We start from the raw sequence: 21,155 nt of genomic DNA, 5'->3' as shown, positions 1-21,155 counted from the left end.
GCTGTAAAAGAATGTACCAATGGATTGTTTGTCTACTGCTTAGCTTAACTGTGTTGACCGCGTCGGCACAGGAGCAGCGTTCATTAAGTCTGGCCATCTTAGCCTATAGCCCAGATGTTACGACCGTTTTACGCTATCAAACGATTGTCGATGAACTGGCGCGAAAACTGCCCGATTACGAGTTAGAGCTGAAAGTGGTGGGCACGGATTCGCTTGAGCATCAGATTGATCGCTATCAATACGACCTGTTACTGCTTGACCCGGTACATTATTTGAAACTACGCAGTTCCGGCAGCCTCAGTGGCGCTTTGTTGACTCTGCGTCGTGGCTTTAAAGGGCAAACCACCAGCCTACTCGGTGGGGTGATGTTTACCCGCGAAGAAAATCAAAAAATCCGCCTTGATAACCTATACCAATACCCGGTAGCAGCCTCGGCTCCAGAGTTTCTCGAAAACTACATCGCGCAAATCTATGAACTGAAAAACCTCGGTTTTCTACTGCCTTCAAAAGAAGCCTTAGTGCGCTATGATGACGCTGAACAAGTGGTGCAGGCAGTGTTGGCTAAGGAGCAAGAGGTCGGCTTTGTGCGCACTGGTGTGTTAGAGCGTTTGGCACGAGAGGGCAAAATTAGTCTTGAGGGGGTTCGTATTCTCAACCAGCAGTACTTAGCCGGTTATCCCTACCTTGTTTCCACCCGTCTATACCCTGAGTGGGCGTTTGTTGCTAATTCACGTGTCGACTCTGATGTCACACGGGAGATCACGGCAGCCTTGTTGAACATGTCATTAAGCAGTGATGAAGCACGCCATTATGGTGTTTATGGCTTTATGCCTTCGCTCGATTATCTACCGGTTGAAAATACCCTGAAAGACTTGTCTTTGCCGCCCTACGAAGAGCGCAGTCTTGGCTGGATTGATTTCCTAAAAAGCTATGCGGTGTACTTCTTGCTGGCCAATATCATTGCCTTGTCGTTGATTTTTCTTTCTTGGAATACCTACCGCCAGAATAAATACTTGGCGCGCGTAGTACGACAAGAGAAACAAGCGCAACTGTTGCTGGCGCGCAGCAATCAACAATTGGATGCTCTGCTTAGCAGCAGTCCAACCGTCATCTACTCCCTCGATCCAGAACAATTTACGTTAAAGTTTATTAGCAGTAACTGCTTTCACCTTTATCATAAAACCGCCGAAGAAATTAAAAAGACGCGTAATTGGTGGCAGAAGTCGATCCATGACGATGATCTGACGCGCATTCTGGCAAGCTTTAGACAGTGGCGTATGGATGGCTTTATTGGCACCCTGACATTTGTCTATCGCTTAGCCCGCGGCAACGATTGGGTGTGGATCGAAGATCGCTTACAGGCGCTGCGTAATGATGACGATGAAGTAACGCTGTTAGTCGGCGCCATTTCTGATATCACTGATCGCCATTTGAACGAAGAGCAACTGGAGTTGTGGGCGAGCGTCTTTGCCAACGCGCGGGAAGGGATTGCGATCACCAATCCTAGTGGCGATATTTTAGATGTAAACTCAGCCTTCTCACGCATCACAGGTTACAGCCGTTATGAAATCATTGGCCAGAACCCACGAGTGCTCAACTCAGGGCGTCAGAGCAAAGAGTTTTATCAAGAAATGTGGCGTCAGATCGTAAGTGTTGGCTTTTGGGAAGGGGAGATCTGGAACAAACGCAAAGACGAGAGTATCTACGCGCAAAACCTAACCGTGGTCGCCGTGAAGGATGCTGAAGGGCGTGTTAGTCACTATATTTCTTTGTTTTCTGACATCACGCGTCAAAAACGCAATGAAGAGCAGTTAGAGCACATTGCCTATTTTGACTCGTTGACAGGTTTGCCAAATCGTACCAACTTGACCAATACACTGGATCAGCAAATCACTCATTCCGCACAGCATGGCACTAAGTTTGCGCTGGCCTTCTTGGATCTGGATGGTTTTAAAGAGGTCAATGATACCTTTGGTCACGATACCGGAGACTTGCTGTTAATTGATGTGGCTCAGCGCATGCTCGACACGCTTGGTGAAGACAGTACTGTGGCGCGCTTTGGTGGTGATGAGTTTGTATTGCTACTGCCGATTAAGTTCAGTCTCACTGAAGTCGAAAGCAAGCTGGAGCGCTTGCTGGTCTCGCTCGCGGAGCCGTTCCGAGTCTCTGGCGCGACGCTGCATATCAGTGCCAGTATCGGTGTCACCTATTACCCACAAAATCGCATGATTGAAGCCGATCAGTTAATTCGCCAAGCCGACCAGGCCATGTACCAAGCCAAGATCAGTGGGCGTAACCGTCTGAAGTCGTTTGATTTGAGCCAAGAAGACATTCTGGTGGAACAGCATCGTTTCTACGAAGAGTTGCAGCAAGCCTATGAACAAGAGCAGTTCTGCCTCTACTACCAGCCTAAAATCAACATGCGTACCCGCGAGGTGTTTGGCTACGAAGCCCTAATTCGTTGGCGCCATCCAACCCGTGGGGTGCTGGCGCCAGCCGCCTTTTTGCCAGCGATGACCAACCAGCCCTTGGAGCTGGAAGTGGGGCATTGGGTCATCAAGACGGCGTTACAGCAAATTGAAGCTTGGCAAAAGCAAGGCTACCGTCAGGGCATCAGTGTCAACTTAGCCGGTTATCAATTGCAGCAGCCGCACTTTATGTCGGAATTGCAAGAGATCATACTGGGCTTCACGCCTGAGGTGGTGCATGCGCTGGAACTAGAGATCTTGGAAACCAGTGCGATTGAAGATTTGGCCACTGTTTCGGGAGTGATCGATGCCTGTAAAGACATGGGCATTAAAGTGTCTCTAGACGACTTTGGTACTGGCTATTCGACCTTGAGTCATTTGAAAGAGCTGTCCGTTGATATGCTCAAAATTGACCATGGCTTTGTACGTGACATGCTTGATGATAAAAACAACTTGGCCATTATCAAAGGGGTTGTGGGGTTTGCAGACGCCTTCTCGCTTGAGGTCATTGCCGAAGGGGTGGAGACGCCAGAGCATGCTCGACGCTTACTCGAGCTTGGTTGTGAGTTAGGGCAGGGCTACAGCATTTCTCGACCGATGCCTGCACATCGAGTGTTAGAGTGGTACGATGAATGGATCCATGCTGACGTTGAGAGTGAACAATGCGCGAACTAATCGAACTAGAACAACGCTGTAAAGACTATGTGCTGGAAACAATGGACGCTGATGGCGCCCATGACTTGGCGCATATTGAGCGAGTTGTGAAGCAGGCCAAATGGCTGGCTCAACAAGAAGGCGCTAATGAGCTGGTGGTGGTGGCTGCGGCTTGGCTGCATGATTTGGTGAATTATCCGAAGGACGATCCCAAACGAGCGCAGGCGTCGTTTGATTCCGCTAGTAAAGCTGAGAGTTTCTTAAAATCACTCGGTTTAGATGGGGCAGAGATCAGTGCGATACAGCATGCGATTGTGACCCATAGTTTTAGCGCTCAGGTGACGCCGAGAACCTTGGAAGCAAAAGTGGTGCAGGACGCCGACCGTCTGGACGCTTTAGGTGCGATTGGGATTGCTCGCTGTATGATGGTCGGTGGGCGTTTGGATCGTTCTTTGTATGATACGCTCGACCCCTTTTGTGAAGAGCGTGAGCCGAATGACTTGCTGTTTACGCTGGATCACTTCTTCCAAAAGTTATTGCGCTTAGAAAACACCTTTCAAACGGATAGCGGGCAGCTGGAAGCCGCACGTCGCAGTGCTTTTATGCGTGAATTCTTGTCTCAGTTAAAAGCTGAAATTGTTAGCTAGTACGTTCAAAACGCTCTAGATTACGGCTCATTTGTATGGCGATGTCGAGAAAGGCCTGCAATTGCTGTTCTGATAAGCCTTGGGTCATGGCTTCCAAGGCTTCCATATCGCAGTTTTCTAATTGCTTAAAGCAGTCTAGTCCCACATCCGATAACTCGAGAAAGAAGCTGCGTTTATCGTCGGGGTTGGGGGTGCGTACCAAAAACTGATGCTGATCCAGTTCTTTAACCAGGCGTGTGATTTGCCCTTTGTCACGCCCTGAGCGCTCCGCAATCAGCATGGGCGTGCACTGAGGGATTTCATGGATCAGCTTCATGATCAAAAAGTACAGGGGCGATAACGGCACACCATGTTGCTGCATGGCCAAGCGCATAGCATGCTTTAAACCAGAAATAATGCCGATTAAGGCGTGCTGAATATCTCGTTCAAGTTGTGCCATAAATTCTCTTGCTACCCTTGTTTGCGCAGTGATTAAGGTTAACAGATCAGCCCTTGTGTTGAATCCTTAAACTTAGAATGATGTCGTAAGCAGATAAAACAGGCCTTGCTGTTCTGTCAATTTGTATGCTTTTAACGATTCCCCAAGGCATGGGCCGGAGACGCAGGCTCCCGATGCAGGGTTGAACTGGGCACTGTGGAATTGGCATTCAATCAGGCAAAAGCTGTCATCAAAACAGTGCATGCTGTCATTAGCCAAGCGCTTATTTAGGTGTGGGCAGAGGTTTTCATAAAAGTAGCATTGGTTATCAAGCTTCAATGCCAGAATGTGGGTGTTGTCGATAGTGAAGGTTAGATTCTGCTCATTTTTCAAAGCTTGAATCTGTGCTACTTGATGTGCGCTGAGTTGCACGGGCCGGTCTCCATGGTTTCATGTTTATGAGGGGAAAGTGTATCGACTTAGCAAAGAAACGCCTATTGTTTTGTCCCTCGATTGCCGTCCTTAAGTTGGCGTTTTATACTCCGCGCTATGACTAGAAAAAGCACCTCCACCAAGAAAACCAGTTCCAGTTCGCGCCGTAAGGGTTCCCGTAAGCGGTCATCTAAACGTCCGTCTTTGTTACGAAAACTACTAAAGTGGTTAATTCTACTTGGCCTATTGGCCAGTGTTCCATTTGCTGTTTGGATTTGGTGGCTAGACACCCAGGTGGTGGCTCGTTTTGAAGGGCAGAAGTGGCAGGTGCCCTCGGAAGTATACAGTGCGCCGATGGTGCTGCAGGATGGCTCTCCTTGGCGTAAGCAGGATCTGGAGTCGGTGCTGGCAGAGTATGGTTATCGTTTTGGCAAAAATAGCCAAAAAGTTGGCTGGGCGGCGCGCAGTCAAATAAAAGTCAGTGCCCACTTGCGCGATTATACCGATCATACTGGCTATCATCCGGCGTCGAGGCGGGTGTTCTCTTTTGCCAATGGGGTCCTGCAGATTCAAGATGTGTCAGGCAAACGTTATCGCACCGCTGTATTAGAGCCGCAAAAGATTGGCTATTTATATGGCGGTAATACGGAAAACCGAGACATCCTCGTCTATGAGCAAATCCCCTCTAGCTTGATCGACATTTTAACGATCACAGAAGATCGCGATTTCTTTCATCACTTTGGTATCTCCTTTACCGGTATTGCCCGTGCCGCTTTGGTTAATTTGAGCTCTGGCAGTCGTCGTCAAGGTGGTTCCACCTTAACTCAGCAGCTGATTAAGAATATGTTCTTAACCTCAGATAGAACCTATTCGCGTAAAGTGACTGAAGTCTTTATGGCACTTCTGCTCGAGTATCGTTACAGCAAAGAAGACATCATCACGGCTTACATCAATGAGGTGTATTTGGCGCAGGAAGGTGACAGTGCCTTGCATGGTTTCGCAGCTGCGAGTGAATATTTCTATGGTCGACCCGTTAATGAGTTAAACCTTGGTGAGCAAGCATTGCTGGTTGGGATGGTTAAAGGACCGTCTTTGTACAACCCAAGACGTAACCCAGAGCGGGCAAAGCAACGTCGTAATGTGGTGCTGGATTTGTTGTTTGAGCAAGGTCGCTTGACCCAACCACAAGTGGCCGCATTGAAAAAGCAACCACTGCGCTTGACCACAGAGGGCAAACGTCGCTCGGCCTATGGCGATTATTTAGATCTAGTGTCGATGCAGCTTGAGCGTGATTTTGATCAGGCTGCGTTGGCGACAAAGAACCTACGAATTTACACCGCGTTAGATGTCCGCGCTCAGAATGCGGCGTTGCAGGCCATGCAGGATCGAGTGGCGACCTTGGTAAAACAGAAGCCTGCTCTGGAAGGGCTGCAAGGTGCGATGGTGGTCACAGACCGTGAGTCAGGACAAGTGCGCGCCGTAGTCGGCTCCTCAGATAAGCTGTACAGTGGCTTTAATCGTGCGTTAGGGGCAGTGCGTCCTATTGGGTCTTTGGCTAAGCCACCGATTTATCTCACCGCGATCGCGTCAGGACGCTACACTTGGTGGGATCGTATCCAGGATGAACCTAAGCAATTTAAAGTGGGCAACTCTATTTGGGAGCCGAAGAACTACAGTCGCGATGTGCATGGCGAGGTGCCGTTATATGAGGCACTGGCAAAGTCTTATAATTTGGCTACCATTGATCTAGCGTATGCGTTGGGGTTTGATCGAGTTGCTCAGACATTGCGCGATCTTGGGGTTAAGCGCCCTTTTACTATGTATCCTTCAGTCGCACTTGGCTCATTAGAGTTGTCACCATTTGAAGTGGCACGCCTGTATCAACCATTGGCTTCAACCGGTAACAGTGCCGAGTTAGGCGTGGTGCTGTCTGTGATGGATCAAACTGGCAAGGTATTGAAGCGCTTTGATCAAAGCAGTGAGGTGCCTTTTACCCAGCAGGCCTTGTCTGTGACCCTTGCAGGCATGACGAAATCGCCTGAGATTGGCACCGCACGCGCGGCGCAAGCGCAATTACCTTGGTTACGCTTTGCGGCAAAGACTGGCACGACTAATGACCAACGAGACAGTTGGTTTGTTGGTATCACAGGAGACTACCTAAGCACCGTTTGGCTAGGGCAAGACGACAACTCTCCGATGAACATTACTGGGAGTTCTGGGGCTCAGTGGGTGTGGATCGATTTTGCCAAAACCTTGCCGCAGCGTTCCTTAGCCAAGGCTCTGCCTGAAGGGGCGAATTATTACTCGGTGACATTGGACGATTTTGAAATCGCTGCGGATCGTTGTGACGATAAAATTGAGTTGCCGTTTATCGAGGGAACTGAGCCACAGTCTTCTACTTCATGTTTCTGGTCATTCTAGAAAGTTTGAACAATAGGATAAAATACAAGTTTGTAATTTATTGATTTATATGATTATCTTTACAATATACGTAAAGTATTGTGTAGTTTTGTAAGGGCTTTTTGCAGGGTGTGAAGCCTTCAGAGTAGTAGAGTGCTGACAATGATAAAAATTTATAAGATAAAGAATGCATTAAAAGTGGCTACAGCACCGCTGATGATATTGGGCGCAGCGCTGAGCCCTTTCTCCTATGCTCATGCGAACGCGAACCAAGAGCAATCTTGCACTTCTCTTAGTGCAACGGGGAATCCTGAATACCCTCCTTTTTTATGGCAATCAGAGCAAGGCAATCAGTTGCACGGTGCGGTAGCGAACTTGATGGATAAGTTGGGCGACAAAATCGGTATCCCCATCGAAACCATTTATGTCGGCCCTTGGTCACGTTCACAACAGGAAGTGCGCAGCGGTCGTGTCGATTTAATGGCAGGCGCGTTTTATACCTCAGAGCGTGCCGATTACATGGAATACTTCAGGCCAGCGATGATGTATACCAAAAGCGTGGTCTGGCAATCTAGCCTCACGCCGTTCGAATACCGCGAGTGGGATGACCTCGTTGGCCGCTGGGGGGTGACTGTAATTAACAACAGTTTTGGCCAAGAGTTTGATACCTTCGCAAAACAAAACCTAAACCTGTTAAATGTCGCAAGCCTAGAGCAGGCGCTCTTTATGCTGGGAGCTGGTCGAGCTGACTATGTCTTGTATGAGCGTAGCCCAGGGGTCGCGTATGTGCAGAAATTAGGCTTAGAGGATGTGCGCTACATGGAGCCTTCGGTAAGCAGTGAAGGGTTGTTTTTGACCATGTCAAAAATGTCTCCTTGTAATACGCCCGAGATCAAGCAAAGCATTGCCACGGCATTACAAGACTTGGTGTCTGAAGGGGAATCGCAAGCCTCTTTAATCAGTGGCTTAATAGAATGGCGAGAGACGGCACAGGCGGCTAACTAGCGTTATTAGAGTGTTTTGATCTGATGAGCCGAGGCAAACTGCCTCGGCTTTTTTGTATCTCAAGTTAAGCAAGCAGTGACTGATATAATTGAATCCACTGCTCGGTTACACGCTCCCAGCTGTGGTCTTGCGACATCGCTTGGATTTGGAGGGTACGCCAAGTGGTTGCATTGCTGAACGCTTCTAAAGAACGTTCAATAGCGCCCTGTAAATCTTCTACTGAGGCATGTTGGAAGACAAAGCCGTTAGCATTTTCACCGCCTTCAAACACAGTGTCTGCTAATCCACCGGTATGGCGCACAATCGGCAAGGTGCCGTACTTCAGTGCATACAGTTGCGTTAGGCCACAAGGCTCAAAGCGAGATGGGATCAGCAAGGTGTCTACCCCTGCTTGCAAGCGGTGTGAGTAGGCCTCATCGTAACCAATGCGAATCGCGACCTGATCAGGGTAGCGCTCTTGTAATGCCAAGTACTGCTGCTCTAGGGATTTATCCCCTGAGCCTAGCAAAATCAACATGGCACCGCGTTTCAAAGCTGGTTCAATAGCGGCTGGAATCAAATCCAAACCTTTCTGCTCGGTCAGACGGCTGACGACGCCAAATACCGGCGCTTGCGCATTTTCCGGCAGATTGTTTTCGCGCTGTAACGCCAATTTATTCTGTAGCTTTAGGTCGAGGCTGTGCAGGTCGTAATGGGTATGGATAAAGGGATCAATGCTCGGTGACCATTCATTGTAATCTACGCCATTTAAAATACCGGATAACTTGTAGCTAGCAGCACGTAGGGTGCCGTCTAAGCCGTCCCCATATTCTGGCGTTAGGATTTCTTTCGCGTACGTTGGGCTGACGGTGGTGATGGCATTGGCATACACCAAGCCGGCCTTCAGTGACGAATAACGACCGTAAAACTCCATACCATGAATGGACAGCAAATCATGGGGTAAGCGTACGGCATCAAATTGTTCCACTGGAAAGCTACCGTTGTAGCGCAGGTTGTGTACCGTTGTCACAATGGGTGGGTGATCTAAGCGCCAAGCCGCCAAGTAGGCAGCGGCAAATCCTGTCTGCCAGTCGTTCAAGTGTAAAATGTCTGGTTGCCAGCCGATTAATCTGCCATGTTGGGTAATCATGGCGCAGACCCAAGAAAAGGCGGCGAAGCGCACATCGTTATCGCCAAAGTCATGGCTGTATTGATCAAGATAGGGGCCCGCTTCGCGCTCAAATAAGCTTTGACATTGCACCAGATAAATTGGGGTGTGGGATTCTGGTAGGTGAGTTTCCAATAGGATTAAATCACCCGTACCAAATGGATTACCTAAATTTATCGAACTTTTGACCGGTGCCATTTTTTCGAGAATACCTCGATAAGCTGGCATGATAAGTTTAACGTCAATGTCTTTTTTTCGTAGTGCAATAGGTAAGGCGCCTGCAACATCTGCAAGACCGCCGGTTTTAATGAGAGGGTGAATTTCAGATGCTGCAAACAGGACTTTCATAATTTTGTTTTCGTATTGATTTAGTAATATGACCAGAGTATACCTAATAAAAGCCTAATATAGTCTGGGACTTGGATAAAAAAATTAAGGGTGATATATGGATTTAAATGCTGCGCGTATGAGTACTCTCTCGCTTATTTTAGCTGGGGGAAGAGGGTCTCGACTGAAACAACTGACTGACCATCGTTCCAAGCCAGCGGTACCTATAGCTGGTAAGTACAAAATCATCGACTTTCCTTTGTCAAATTGCATTAATTCAGGGATGAGAAAAATTGCGGTACTGACACAGTATCGCTCTCATACATTAAATCAACATGTCCAACGCGGCTGGAACTTCTTGCGTTCCGACTTCAATGAATTTATTGAATTATGGCCAGCGCAGCAACAAACGGGTGAAGATTGGTATCGTGGTACCGCCGACGCGGTGTACCAAAACTTCAAAATGATTGATCAGCTGAACAGTGAATACATATTAATCTTGGCCGGTGATCACGTTTATCGTCAAGACTACAGTGTCATGTTACAAGAGCATATTGAAAACAAAGCCGATGTGACCGTGGCCTGTATTGAAGTGCCGGTTAAAGAAGCGGATCAATTCGGCATTATGCACGTTGACGAAGACGATAATATTATTGCCTTCGAGGAAAAGCCTTCTAATCCACCGACCATGCCTGGTAATCCAAATGTTTCCTTGGCCAGCATGGGTATTTATATTTTTAGCACCCAGTTCTTGCGCGATAATTTGATGAATGATGCGCAAGATTGCGACTCCAGCCATGACTTTGGTAAAGATTTGATTCCGTTATTTGTTGGGCGTTCTAAGATTAAGGCGCATCACTTCGCCAAGAGCTGTATTCCAAATGATAGCTACCCGGAGAAGCCTTATTGGCGTGATGTGGGTACGCTCACTGCGTATTGGGAATCCAATATGGATTTGACTAAGTTGGTGCCTGAATTGGATCTATACGATGAGTCTTGGCCGATTCGTACCACCCATTATCAGCGTCCAGCGGCGAAGTTTAACTACAACTACGAAGAGCGTATTGGTACGGCATTGAACTCTGTCGTGTCGGCGGGTTGTATCGTCTCGGGGTCGACAGTTGAGCAATCGATCTTGTTTAACAATGTACGCGTCAACTCTTATTCGTATGTGAAAAAATCAGTGGTTCTGCCACGCTGTGACATTGGTCGTTACTGCCAGTTAACCAATGTGGTGGTGGACTCGGATACCAATATTCCACCGCATACAATCATTGGTGAGGATCCTGTGGCGGATGCAGAACGCTTCTATCGCAATGAAGATGGCATTGTGTTGGTGACCCAAGCCATGATTGATGCATTGCCTAAAACAGACGTTTAATCCAGCAAGCGTCTAATAAACACTGTTGAAAGCCCTACTTGTTAGGGCTTTTTTCGTTGCTAGGGGTACTGAACAACTGCTGCACAAAGTAGCCTTTGTTTTCCAGTTCGTGAACAATGCTGTTGGGGCCGCTTAGGTGCAAAGCCCCGATCACGACAAAGGTGGTGCTTAATGCGTTTGGCGATTGGCCTAAATAAATACTGATCACATCGGCCATGCGTTGATTGCGCTGGTCAAGAAGTGCTTCCATCATAGGTTTGAGCTGCGGTGTCTCAAGCACATCTTGGTAGACAAAATGGTACAAGCCATCTGGGTCTGCTTGGCGCCAATATTCGGTCATTTGTGCCATATAATCTTCGTCATCCATTTGCTCTAAGCTGCTAGTGAGCATGGCTAGCTGGGCACTAAAGGGGGTGTCGGCAATGGCGCTGATTTGTTGCGCCAGGGTTTCAATCTCTAGGATCGGCAACTCCCTTTGTTTGGCTTGTTTCAAGAAGTGCAAGTCAATGCCATATTCTGCTTGATAGTTTGAGTCTTTTAATTGAGCTTGGGTGAGTTGCTCAACCAGCATCCAAGGGCGTATGCGAATCAGGCGCTCATAGTCGGCGTCGCTATCGTTAGCAAAATCCTTGAGTGTTTGTTGCTGGTCTGGCGTTAAATACTGATCCAAGGTGATGCCCTTTGGTAGCCACATCTTGGATTGCACGAGGCGTGAAGATTGATAAGGATCGAGGCTGTCAGGGTCCAGCTCTACGGCTAACCGGTCGGCGCTGGCAAAGGCCTCTTGGTAGGCTTCTGGCAAAGGGTAAAAGTCAGGAGTTAGCGCATGAATTGAGCCCACCAAATATACGGTGGCGCCTTGGTTTTGCACTTTCCACATGAAAGGTTGATAAGAAGAGGCGAATGCCGACGCTTGGGCTATGACAAGCAGCGTGAGAAAGATAAACTTGGGTAAGAGACTATTAAAGCGCATAGGATGAACCTACTGGATGTCACAAAACAGTGCAGGATTATCCCCGAAGCTTGTGGATAACCCCTGTAGAGACTATGTGATAACTCGCTCTAAGCCTTGAATTTACTGCTTTGAGACGGGTTAGTATATTAATTCTTCAGTCACGCAATAATCATGCTCCAAAATACGCTATTGGAGCGAAACTGATCAAACAGAGGATCGAATTATGTTTACCGGTATTGTCCAAGGTATGGCGGAAGTAGCTTCCTGTCAAGAGAATGGTCGTAACCTTATTCTTGAAGTGCAGTTTCCTCAGGGCACGATGTTGCAGCAGCAACTCGGTGCCAGTGTCGCCATTAATGGTGTGTGCCTAACGGTTGCTAAGATTGAAGGCGACCTGCTGACCTTTGATGTGATCGACACTACCTTGAACCTCACCAATATTGGTCGTTTAAAGCCAGGTGTCAAAGTGAATTTTGAACGCGCGGCGCGTATGGGAGATGAGGTCGGTGGCCACGTGATGTCGGGTCATATTATGACGATGGTGACCGTTCGTCAGGTAGAGCGTATCGATGAAAGCTTTCATATTCGCTTTGCCGTAGACCTTAATAATCCAGAAGTCGATGCGCGTCGCTATTTGTTTGATAAAGGCTATGTCGGGTTGAACGGTGCCAGCTTAACCATCAGTGCGATTGGCGATGATTGGATCGAGGTGTCATTGATTCCGGAGACCTTGCGTTTAACCACATTTGGCCTGCTGCAAACGGGGGATTTAGTGAACTTGGAAATCGATGCACACACCCAAGCGACCGTGGATACGGTGGAGCGCGTGCTGAAACAGCGCGGCATTGTTCTGCCCTAATGTAAATAACGGGGATATGGCGTGAAAACACTGAAATAAATGGAGTCTAGGACTGAATTTCGGTAGAATGCGCGCCATATTTTGCCCTGAGAACCTGTTTATAAGTCATTTATTCGCTTTTGATCGCTGCTTGCTGAGTGGATACGCTCCGTATGGCGTCATGATAGTTGGCTTATCAACAGGTACTCTTATAGAAATCGCTTTTAAAGTGTGAGTGTAACGTGTCAAACAATCTAAAGCACATCCGAAATTTCAGTATCATCGCCCACATTGACCATGGTAAATCGACCTTAGCTGATCGCTTTATCCAGAGTTGTGAAGGCTTAAGCGAACGTGAGATGGCCAACCAGGTATTGGACTCTATGGACATTGAGCGTGAGCGTGGTATCACGATCAAAGCACAGAGTGTGACGTTGGATTACGATTCAGCCGACGGTAACACTTATCAACTTAACTTTATCGATACCCCAGGGCACGTAGACTTCTCATACGAAGTGTCGCGCTCCCTTGCTGCCTGTGAAGGTGCGTTGCTGGTGGTCGATGCCGCGCAGGGTGTTGAAGCACAATCGGTGGCGAACTGTTACACCGCGATTGAGCAGGGCCTTGAAGTGATGCCGGTACTGAATAAAATCGATTTGCCGCAAGCGGATCCAGTACGTGTGGCCGAAGAGATTGAAGAAATCATCGGTATCGATGCAACCGATGCGGTGACCTGTTCTGCCAAAACCGGTATGGGTATTGAAGATGTGCTTGAGCGCTTGATCAAAACCGTGCCACCACCAGAAGGGGATACGGAAGCGCCTTTGCAGGCATTGATCATCGACTCTTGGTTTGACAATTACCTAGGTGTCGTGTCTCTGGTCCGTATCAAACAAGGTACGCTGCGCAAAAAAGACAAGATCTTCATCAAGTCGACTAAGCAAACGCATCCGGTTGATATGGTCGGTATCTTTACCCCAAAACGTACTGAAACAGGGGTTCTAAAAGCCGGTGAAGTTGGCTATGTGGTCGCGGGTATCAAGGACATCCTAGGTGCGCCGGTGGGTGATACGATCACTCATACACACACGCAAGATGTGCCAATGGTTGCGGGTTTCCAAAAAGTGAAGCCGCAGGTTTACGCCGGTCTATTCCCTGTCAGTGCCGACGACTACGAAGATTTTCGTGAGGCGCTGGGTAAGCTAACACTTAATGATGCTTCCTTGTTTTACGAGCCAGAGTCGTCTGATGCGCTAGGCTTTGGTTTCCGTTGTGGCTTCCTAGGCATGCTGCACATGGAGATTATCCAAGAGCGTCTTGAGCGTGAGTATGACTTAGACCTCATTACAACGGCGCCGACAGTGGTTTACAAGGTGGAGCTGAATAACGGCGACATCATTAATGTCGACAGCCCGTCAAAAATGCCAGACCCTGGTACCATTAAAGAAATGAGTGAGCCGATTGTTGAGGCCAACATTCTGGTACCACAGGAGTACCTAGGCAACGTGATCAACTTGTGTGTTGAGAAACGCGGTATTCAAAAAGACATGCAGTACATCGGTAGTCAAGTGCAACTGCGTTACCACTTGCCGATGAACGAAGTGGTACTGGATTTCTTCGATCGCCTGAAGTCTTGTAGTCGTGGTTTTGCGTCGTTGGATTACTCTTTCCATCATTTTGAAGCGGCGCCGCTATGCCGTTTGGATATCTTGATCAATGGTGATCGAGTGGATGCATTGGCCTTGATCATGCACCGCGACAATGTACAAACCAAAGGTCGTGCGCTGTGTGAGAAGATGAAAGAATTGATTCCTCGTCAAATGTTTGATGTGGCGATTCAAGGTGCGGTAGGCGCTAAAGTCATCGCTCGTACGACGGTTAAAGCCATGCGTAAAAACGTAACCGCGAAATGTTACGGTGGTGACGTGAGTCGTAAGAAGAAGCTGTTGCAGAAGCAAAAAGAAGGTAAGAAACGTATGAAGCAAGTAGGTAACGTTGAAGTGCCTCAAGCTGCGTTCTTAGCCGCTTTGCAAGTCGACAGCTAATGGAACGTATCAGAGCCGCAAACCTGCGGCTCTTTTTCTTGGAGATGTAGTATGGATTTTGATTTCGAGTTGATCTTGGCTGTGGCCTTTTTGGTGACCTTTGCGGCGTGGTTGTATGACCGCTTCGTATTTGCGCCAAAACGTAAACAGATTCTTGAGCAGATGGCTCCGGAAGCCGCTTTGGTATTGGATAAAAATGCCAAGCTAAGATTAGCCAACACGCCTAAGTGGTTATTGGAAGTCAAATCCTACTTTGTCATCGTTGCGGTGATTTTTGGGGTACGTTCGTTTGTTGCGGAGCCATTTCAGATTCCTTCTGGTTCCATGTTGCCAACGCTTGAGATTGGTGACTTTATTCTAGTCAACAAAATGGACTACGGTGTTCGTCTGCCAGTGTTGAACAGCACATTGATCTCAACTACGGAGCCGCAGCGTGGCGATGTGGTGGTGTTCAAATACCCTGATAATCCAAGCCTGAACTATATTAAACGCATGATTGGTTTGCCAGGTGATGTGATCAGTTACCACAATAAGCGTTTGATGGTGAATGGCCAGCTAGTGGATGAAGAGTTATTGGCAGAATTGCCCGTGTCGAAGAACCCTAGTCGTGAGCCGGTGGCAGTATTTGCCGAAAATTTAGACGGCGTGTCACATCAGATTTACAAAAGCTACCGTCGCAATCCTCTTGAAGGGGATTGGGTGGTGCCTGAAGGGCAGTATTTTGTGATGGGTGATAACCGCGATAACAGTGCGGACAGCCGTGTCTGGGGCTTTGTGCCAGAGGAAAACCTAAAAGGCCGTGCCTTTTATGTTTGGCTGCACTGGGATGAGTTTTTCAGTCTCCCAAGTTTTAAGAATAACGGTTTAATTAAATAATAATTTTTTGGAGAAATTTTGAGCTCTCTTTATGAAAAACTGTGTCGGCGCATAGGTTACTTTTTTGCCGACCTTGGGCTGCTTGAGTTGGCGCTGACGCACCGTAGTTACGGTGGCAAAAACAACGAACGATTGGAATTTTTAGGCGATTCGATCTTAAATTATGTAATTGCTGAAGATCTATTTCATCGCTTTCCAAAAGCCAAAGAAGGCGAGTTAAGCCGACTGCGTGCGTCCCTTGTGAAAGGGGATACCTTGGCCGAGTTAGCTCGTGAATTCCAGTTAGGGGACTTCCTAAAGCTGGGCGCTGGTGAGTTGAAAAGCGGAGGCTTCCGTCGTGATTCAATTCTAGCGGACGCCGTGGAAGGTATTATCGGTGCGATTTATTTAGACGCCGGTATGGATGTATGTCGTCAGCACATTTTGGAGTGGTACAAAGAGCGTCTTAATGCAACATCATTGAAAGTGGTGACCAAAGACGCTAAAACACGTTTGCAAGAGTTTCTACAGGCGCGTAAGCATTCACTGCCTCAGTATGAAGTAGTGGACATTGTCGGTGAACCTCATGCACAAACGTTTTTTGTCCACTGCCAAATTGAGTTGTTCGATGCGCCGATTGAAGGCAAAGGTAGTAGTCGACGAATTGCTGAGCAAAACGCTGCAGCGAAAGCGCTAAAAGAGCTGGAAAAGAACTAAATGCATCACGAAGAAGAGTATCAAGAGATTACGCACTGTGGTTTTGTGGCGATCGTCGGTCGTCCAAATGTGGGTAAATCCACCCTAATGAACCACATCCTCGGCCAAAAGCTGTCGATTACGTCGCGTAAACCGCAAACCACTCGCGATCAGATTTTGGGTGTGCAGACCAAAGGTCATATCCAAACTATTTACGTGGATACACCTGGGCTGCACAAAGGTCAGGATAAAGCGATCAACCGCTACATGAACCGTACCGCTAGCCAAGCGTTGAAAGATGTGGATGTGGTGCTGTTCGTGGTTGATGCGGAGCGCTGGACCGAGGAAGACGATAACGTATTAGCGAAACTGCGCTATGCGGAGTGTCCGGTGGTATTGGTCGTGAACAAGGTCGATAAGCTGGAAGAGAAAGACGAGCTTCTGCCGCGCATGATGACGCTTTCGGAAAAGATGGATTTTGCGCAAATCGTGCCGATTTCAGCGTTGCGTAATAAGAATCTAGATCGCCTTGAAAGCTTGGTTGAAAGCTACATTCCGGAAGGCGTGCAGTACTATCCAGAAGACCAGATCACTAACCGCAGCTCACGTTTCTTGGCGTCGGAAATCGTACGTGAAAAGATTACCCGTCAGCTAGGTCAGGAAGTGCCTTATGAAGTGGCGGTGCAGATTGAAGAGTTTGTCTTTGAAGGCAGTACGATTCATATTAGTGCATTGATCCTAGTGGAGCGTGATGGTCAAAAGCGCATCATCATTGGTGATAAAGGCTCCAAGATCAAATTGATTGGTAAAGAGTCGCGCATCGATATGGAAAACCTGTTCCAGCAAAAAGTGATGCTTAACCTATGGGTGAAAGTGCGCTCAGGTTGGTCAGATGATGAGCGCGCCTTGGCAAGTCTAGGTTACCAAGACGATTAATCTGTGCGTGTCCAAGGCTACGTCATACACACGCGCGCTTTTCAGGACGATAAGGTCCTAGTTGACTTATTGACGCAAGAAGCGGGTTTGGTGCGTGGCGTTTGGCGCAAGAAAGCGAAAGAGGCTCGGGTATCCCCCGGGTCTTTTTTATTGCTGGAGTTTGACTTGGTAGGGCGCTCTGAGCTGAAAACCATTCGCTCTGCAGAAGCGCTGGAAGCCCCAGTGATGTTGCAGGGCGCGGCCCTGTACAGTGCTTTTTATGTGCATGAATTGATTGAGCGGCTGTTACCGGTTGGGCTGCCGTTTGAGCCTTTGTTTGTGCTTTATCGTTGGCTGATTACGCACCTCAGTGGCGAAGCGCCCTTGGCACCTTTGTTAAGGCGCTTTGAATGGGGCTTGTTTGAAGAGCTGGGGATTCGCGTCAATATGAGTGCCACAGGGCGTGGTGACCCGCTCGAGGCCAAGCAGTTGTATCAACTGCACCATAAATTTGGTTTGCGACCGTATTATGGCGACCAGCCGAAGGTAAAGCCGATTGCTTTCTTGGACGGTGCCGCCGCGATGGCCTATGCCGCTGGGCGCTGGGACAATCGTCAGGTGTTGCTGTTGGCAAAAGAGTTGCATCGGGCTTGGCTTGATCAGGCATTAGGGGCGAAGCCATTAAAGTCGCGTTCCTTGCTTCCTGCGAAACCTTATGATGGTGAGCGTTTATGGCAGGTGCCATTGTTTAAACTATCCCATACGTTGTAAGAGTGTTTTATGATTCTAGGTATTGGCACAGACATTGTTGAAATTGAGCGCATTGCAGCCTCCATAGAGCGCTTGGGTGAGCGCTTTGTTGATCGCATTTTGACCCCATCAGAGCGCGAGCAATTTGCGCAATTGAATAATGTGCGCGCGGCTGCCTTTTTGGCTAAGCGTTTTGCCGCTAAAGAGGCGGCGGTAAAGGCATTAGGTACTGGTATTGGCTCAGGGGTCAGCTTTCAGCATTTTACGGTGGTTAATTTACCATCGGGTAAGCCAACCCTAGAGGTGGATGAGAGCATTCAAGGGACGCTGGGGCGCTCTGTGCAATGGCATCTTAGTTTGTCGGATGAGCAGCAGTTTGCGTTGGCGTTTGTGACGCTTGAGGCCATGGAATAAGTGTTTGGATGTTCTCCAAGTGTTCTAAGCTGGCCATAAAATCGTCAAACACTTCTTCCACTTCATCAAATCCCAGTTCTTTTAGGTGGGTTTCCAAAAAGTTGGCGTGCTTGGTCAGCTCAATGGTACCAGAGTATTTGCTGGCACCGTGGATACGGTGTACCGTGGCGATCAGCTTGTCTAAGTCTTGCGTTTCAAAATGGTGAATGAGTAGACGTCGATCTTCGCTCAGGGATTGCATAAGCATGTCAAACAGGTCTTTGGCTGCCGCAACACGATTACCTGCCATGGAGAGGGCTTTCTCCACATCAAACACATCAGACAGCTCTTCTTCCACTTGGCTGGTGAGGTTCTTGTTGGTGCTGCACCATTCACTTAGGGTATTAAGTAAGGTTTCTTCATTGATCGGTTTGGTCAAATAGGCGTTCATGCCACTGGCTAGAATAGACTGTTGCTCTTGTGCCAGCGCATGGGCCGTCAATGCGATGATGGGAGTCTCTTGGTAATGTTCTAGTTTACGCAGCTGCTTAGTGGCTTCCATACCATCCATATTTGGCATCTGAATGTCCATCAGAATCAAATCAAACTGTTGCTGCTGGGCCATGTCAATGGCCTGTTGGCCGGAGTAGGCCAAGCTCAGGTGAATGTTGTGCGGTTCCAGCCAGTGCCCAAGTAGTTGCAGATTGATGGCGGTGTCATCCACGGCCAGCATATGTAGCCCACTCAAATGTTGCCAAGTATCCTGCTCAGGTTGTGTCGCCGAAGGGGGAGCAATAAGCATGTCTGGCTGGGCCAGATTTTGCAGAGCGGCGTAAAGGCGCTTCAAGGAAATTGGCTTTTGCGCTAATCGAGAAGCCAGCTGGTACTGTTGTGCATGCAAAGTTAAATGGCTAGAGGGTTTGCTCAGAACCAGTGTGGGAAGCTGGAAGCGCTGCGCCAGATAATGAGTCAGCTCTGCGGCTTCCTCGGCATCTGTTTGCGTAATGCCGGTACAAATTAGGGCGGCTTGATACGCTTGCTTACTGTTGTGCAAGGACGTCATAAAGTGCTCAACCGAACTGGTGAAGTCATGGCTAACAGACAGTTGTGTCAAACAGCTGGCTAAGTACTCGCGATAATTGCTGCCTGGCTCATAGACAATGATGTGCTGGTTCAAAGGTGGCAGGGCGTCACTGCTTTTATGAGAACATTGCAGGCGGATATTAAAGTAAAAGTTGGAGCCGCGCTCTAGTTCGCTGTTGACGGCAATGCTGCCGCCCATTTGTTCAATCAATTTCTTGGTGATCACAAGTCCTAAGCCAGTACCAGCGTAACTGCGAGTATGGCTGGAGTCGACCTGTGAGAAAGGTTTAAACAGTTGGCTGAGTTTTTCGTTAGCAATGCCACAGCCGGTATCCACCACTTCAATACGCACATCTAGCTCAGTTGCTGATAGCTGGCTACTGCTCGCGAATACTTGAATGGAGCCTTTGTGGGTGAACTTTATCGCGTTGCCCACGAGATTGTTAAGGATTTGGCGCAGGCGCGTTTTATCCCCTTTTACCCAGTCAGGCAGGCTCTCATTGAAGTTGGGAATAAGATCGATGTCTTTGGCTTCACTAAAAGGGGTCGACGCTAGGGAGTGTAATACATCGTCGATGGTGTCTTTGATGTTGAAGTCTTCGCTCTCGAGTACCACCATTTTGCCTGCTTCAATCTTAGAAAAGTCGAGAATGTTGCCAATGGTGGCCAGCAAATCGTTGGTCGATTGGGCGATGGTGTCCACGTAAACTTGTTGTTGTGGGCACAAATTGTCTTTTTGTAATAGGTTGCTGTAACCCAAAATGGCGTTGAGTGGTGTGCGCACTTCATGGGAAATGTTGGCTAGGAACTGTGTTTTCAGACGATTCGATTCCATCGCTTCTTTGTTGGCGATGTGTAGCTGGGCACTTTTCTCTTCCAATAAGACTGAGTTTTCTCGTGTTTCCTTAGTAATCTGATTGATTTCGTTTTCCAGCTCAGTGCGATAGTTTTTCAGTCGTTCTGAGATGTAAGTTAGCGCTTCTCGGGTCGTGTTAAGGTAGCTGGGCAGACGGATCGCGTTGGCGGTCTCGTAATCGCCGCGCGTAATCAGTGACAGGCTCTTAGTAATGTTTAACCAAGGTTGTGAGATACGGGCTGCGTAGCGCCAGCAGAGTATGGCACAGATCAAGGTGGCGACAACCAGGTAGCCTAATGTGAGCAGAGCTATCATGATGTTGTCTAGGCTAAGGCGTTGTGTGCTGGAGCTTACCTGAATCCAGCCGAGTAATTCTTGTTGTGGCGTTTTCGACAGGCCAATGGCGTCCGCAAGCAGAGCGCTGTTAGGCTCGTTGAAAGGGTGTTCACTTAGCTGATTGTTATTGAGGTTGGCGTAGTAGATCGGCGCAATGGTGATATATTGGCTGATATCGTCTTGATAGTAACTCCGCGCTTGATTGGGAAGTGTGCCTTGTGGAGCCTCAATTTGCCCGACGCTGTCGATCAAGTCCCCTTGGCTGTTAAAGTAGCTAACGCCAACGATGTCCTGTTGGCGTAGCAGGCCGTGAATATTGCTACTGATCAGATTACGATCATTAAACAGCAGGGCGTATTCGCTGGTGTTAGCGATTTGCTCAGCTTGATAACGGTTGATGTATTCAAACTGCTCCTTGTTATCCAATGCTTCGACAACATAGAGGATGGCCGCTGAGCAGATCAGAATGCCTAATACAGGCAGAAAAATGGCTTTCCATAACTTAAAATGTAGATCTGAGCTACTGGATGAGCGCATTTTTCATTTCCTATTTC

At 48.2% G+C, this 21,155-nt stretch carries 17 protein-coding genes; 12 read left to right on the top strand and 5 right to left on the bottom strand.

What is annotated here, in order from left to right:
• Window positions 1-11: 11 nt before the first annotated feature.
• Window positions 12-3,143: an EAL domain-containing protein gene (locus MAQ5080_RS15240; RefSeq protein WP_067212163.1), complete on the top strand. Its 3,132-nt coding sequence runs from the start codon at window positions 12-14 to the stop codon at window positions 3,141-3,143.
• Window positions 3,131-3,769 carry an HD domain-containing protein gene (locus MAQ5080_RS15235; protein WP_067212166.1) on the top strand — a complete coding sequence of 213 codons (639 nt, stop codon included), beginning with the start codon at window positions 3,131-3,133 and terminating at the stop codon, window positions 3,767-3,769. Before MAQ5080_RS15240 ends, MAQ5080_RS15235 begins: the two co-directional genes overlap by 13 nt.
• Here the strand turns inward: MAQ5080_RS15235 and MAQ5080_RS15230 are convergent.
• Together MAQ5080_RS15230 and MAQ5080_RS15225 are read right to left on the bottom strand one after the other, a co-directional pair.
• A complete protein-coding gene (locus MAQ5080_RS15230; RefSeq protein WP_067212170.1) occupies window positions 3,762-4,208 on the bottom strand; it encodes a MarR family winged helix-turn-helix transcriptional regulator in 447 nt (148 codons plus the stop codon). The two genes, MAQ5080_RS15235 and MAQ5080_RS15230, sit on opposite strands and share 8 nt — an antisense overlap.
• A 72-nt stretch (window positions 4,209-4,280) precedes the next feature.
• Window positions 4,281-4,619 carry a Rieske (2Fe-2S) protein gene (locus MAQ5080_RS15225; protein WP_082861137.1) on the bottom strand — a complete coding sequence of 113 codons (339 nt, stop codon included), beginning with the start codon at window positions 4,617-4,619 and terminating at the stop codon, window positions 4,281-4,283.
• Between the two features lie 204 nt (window positions 4,620-4,823).
• On the opposite strand from MAQ5080_RS15225, the gene mrcB reads away from it, so the two are divergent.
• Window positions 4,824-7,040 carry a penicillin-binding protein 1B gene (gene mrcB, locus MAQ5080_RS15220; protein WP_231870853.1) on the top strand — a complete coding sequence of 739 codons (2,217 nt, stop codon included), beginning with the start codon at window positions 4,824-4,826 and terminating at the stop codon, window positions 7,038-7,040.
• 177 nt (window positions 7,041-7,217) lie between these two features.
• Window positions 7,218-8,024, top strand: a complete 807-nt coding sequence (locus MAQ5080_RS15215; protein WP_197464637.1) for a substrate-binding periplasmic protein — start codon at window positions 7,218-7,220, stop codon at window positions 8,022-8,024.
• 64 nt (window positions 8,025-8,088) lie between these two features.
• On the opposite strand, the gene glgA is transcribed toward MAQ5080_RS15215, so the two are convergent.
• Entirely contained in the window at window positions 8,089-9,519 is a 1,431-nt protein-coding gene (gene glgA, locus MAQ5080_RS15210; protein WP_067212178.1) for a glycogen synthase GlgA, read from the bottom strand.
• Window positions 9,520-9,616: 97 nt separating this feature from the next.
• Between glgA and glgC the strand changes: the two genes are divergently transcribed.
• A complete protein-coding gene (gene glgC, locus MAQ5080_RS15205) occupies window positions 9,617-10,879 on the top strand; it encodes a glucose-1-phosphate adenylyltransferase (protein WP_067212186.1) in 1,263 nt (420 codons plus the stop codon).
• A 34-nt stretch (window positions 10,880-10,913) separates the two neighbouring features.
• Here glgC and MAQ5080_RS15200 read toward each other — a convergent pair whose 3' ends face one another.
• On the bottom strand, window positions 10,914-11,852 hold the full coding sequence (locus tag MAQ5080_RS15200) for a TraB/GumN family protein (protein WP_067212188.1): 939 nt from the start codon (window positions 11,850-11,852) through the stop codon (window positions 10,914-10,916).
• 205 nt (window positions 11,853-12,057) lie between these two features.
• On the opposite strand from MAQ5080_RS15200, the gene MAQ5080_RS15195 reads away from it, so the two are divergent.
• The 7 genes from MAQ5080_RS15195 to acpS all read left to right on the top strand — a co-directional run bounded on the left by MAQ5080_RS15195 (window position 12,058) and on the right by acpS (window position 18,347).
• Entirely contained in the window at window positions 12,058-12,693 is a 636-nt protein-coding gene (locus MAQ5080_RS15195; RefSeq protein ID WP_067212191.1) for a riboflavin synthase, read from the top strand.
• 221 nt (window positions 12,694-12,914) lie between these two features.
• Window positions 12,915-14,717: a translation elongation factor 4 gene (lepA, locus tag MAQ5080_RS15190; protein WP_067212194.1), complete on the top strand. Its 1,803-nt coding sequence runs from the start codon at window positions 12,915-12,917 to the stop codon at window positions 14,715-14,717.
• Between the two features lie 51 nt (window positions 14,718-14,768).
• Window positions 14,769-15,593 carry a signal peptidase I gene (lepB, locus tag MAQ5080_RS15185; protein ID WP_067212197.1) on the top strand — a complete coding sequence of 275 codons (825 nt, stop codon included), beginning with the start codon at window positions 14,769-14,771 and terminating at the stop codon, window positions 15,591-15,593.
• An 18-nt stretch (window positions 15,594-15,611) separates the two neighbouring features.
• Complete coding sequence (rnc, locus tag MAQ5080_RS15180) at window positions 15,612-16,289, top strand: ribonuclease III (RefSeq protein ID WP_067212199.1); 678 nt, start codon at window positions 15,612-15,614, stop codon at window positions 16,287-16,289.
• Window positions 16,290-17,204, top strand: coding sequence for a GTPase Era (gene era, locus MAQ5080_RS15175; protein ID WP_067212210.1), 915 nt, complete (start codon window positions 16,290-16,292; stop codon window positions 17,202-17,204).
• A gap of 3 nt (window positions 17,205-17,207) precedes the next feature.
• Complete coding sequence (gene recO / locus MAQ5080_RS15170; protein WP_067212213.1) at window positions 17,208-17,954, top strand: DNA repair protein RecO; 747 nt, start codon at window positions 17,208-17,210, stop codon at window positions 17,952-17,954.
• A 9-nt stretch (window positions 17,955-17,963) separates the two neighbouring features.
• A complete protein-coding gene (gene acpS, locus MAQ5080_RS15165; RefSeq protein ID WP_067212216.1) occupies window positions 17,964-18,347 on the top strand; it encodes a holo-ACP synthase in 384 nt (127 codons plus the stop codon).
• Here the strand turns inward: acpS and MAQ5080_RS15160 are convergent.
• The gene (locus MAQ5080_RS15160) at window positions 18,286-21,138 is read right to left on the bottom strand and encodes a response regulator (RefSeq protein WP_067212220.1); all 2,853 of its coding nucleotides are present in this window, start codon (window positions 21,136-21,138) and stop codon (window positions 18,286-18,288) included. The two genes, acpS and MAQ5080_RS15160, sit on opposite strands and share 62 nt — an antisense overlap.
• Window positions 21,139-21,155: the final 17 nt, after the last annotated feature.

Source organism: Marinomonas aquimarina (assembly GCF_900089755.1).
In the GTDB taxonomy this organism is placed as follows: Bacteria; Pseudomonadota; Gammaproteobacteria; order Pseudomonadales; family Marinomonadaceae; genus Marinomonas; species Marinomonas aquimarina.
This window is presented reverse-complemented; position numbering and strand designations above follow the sequence as displayed.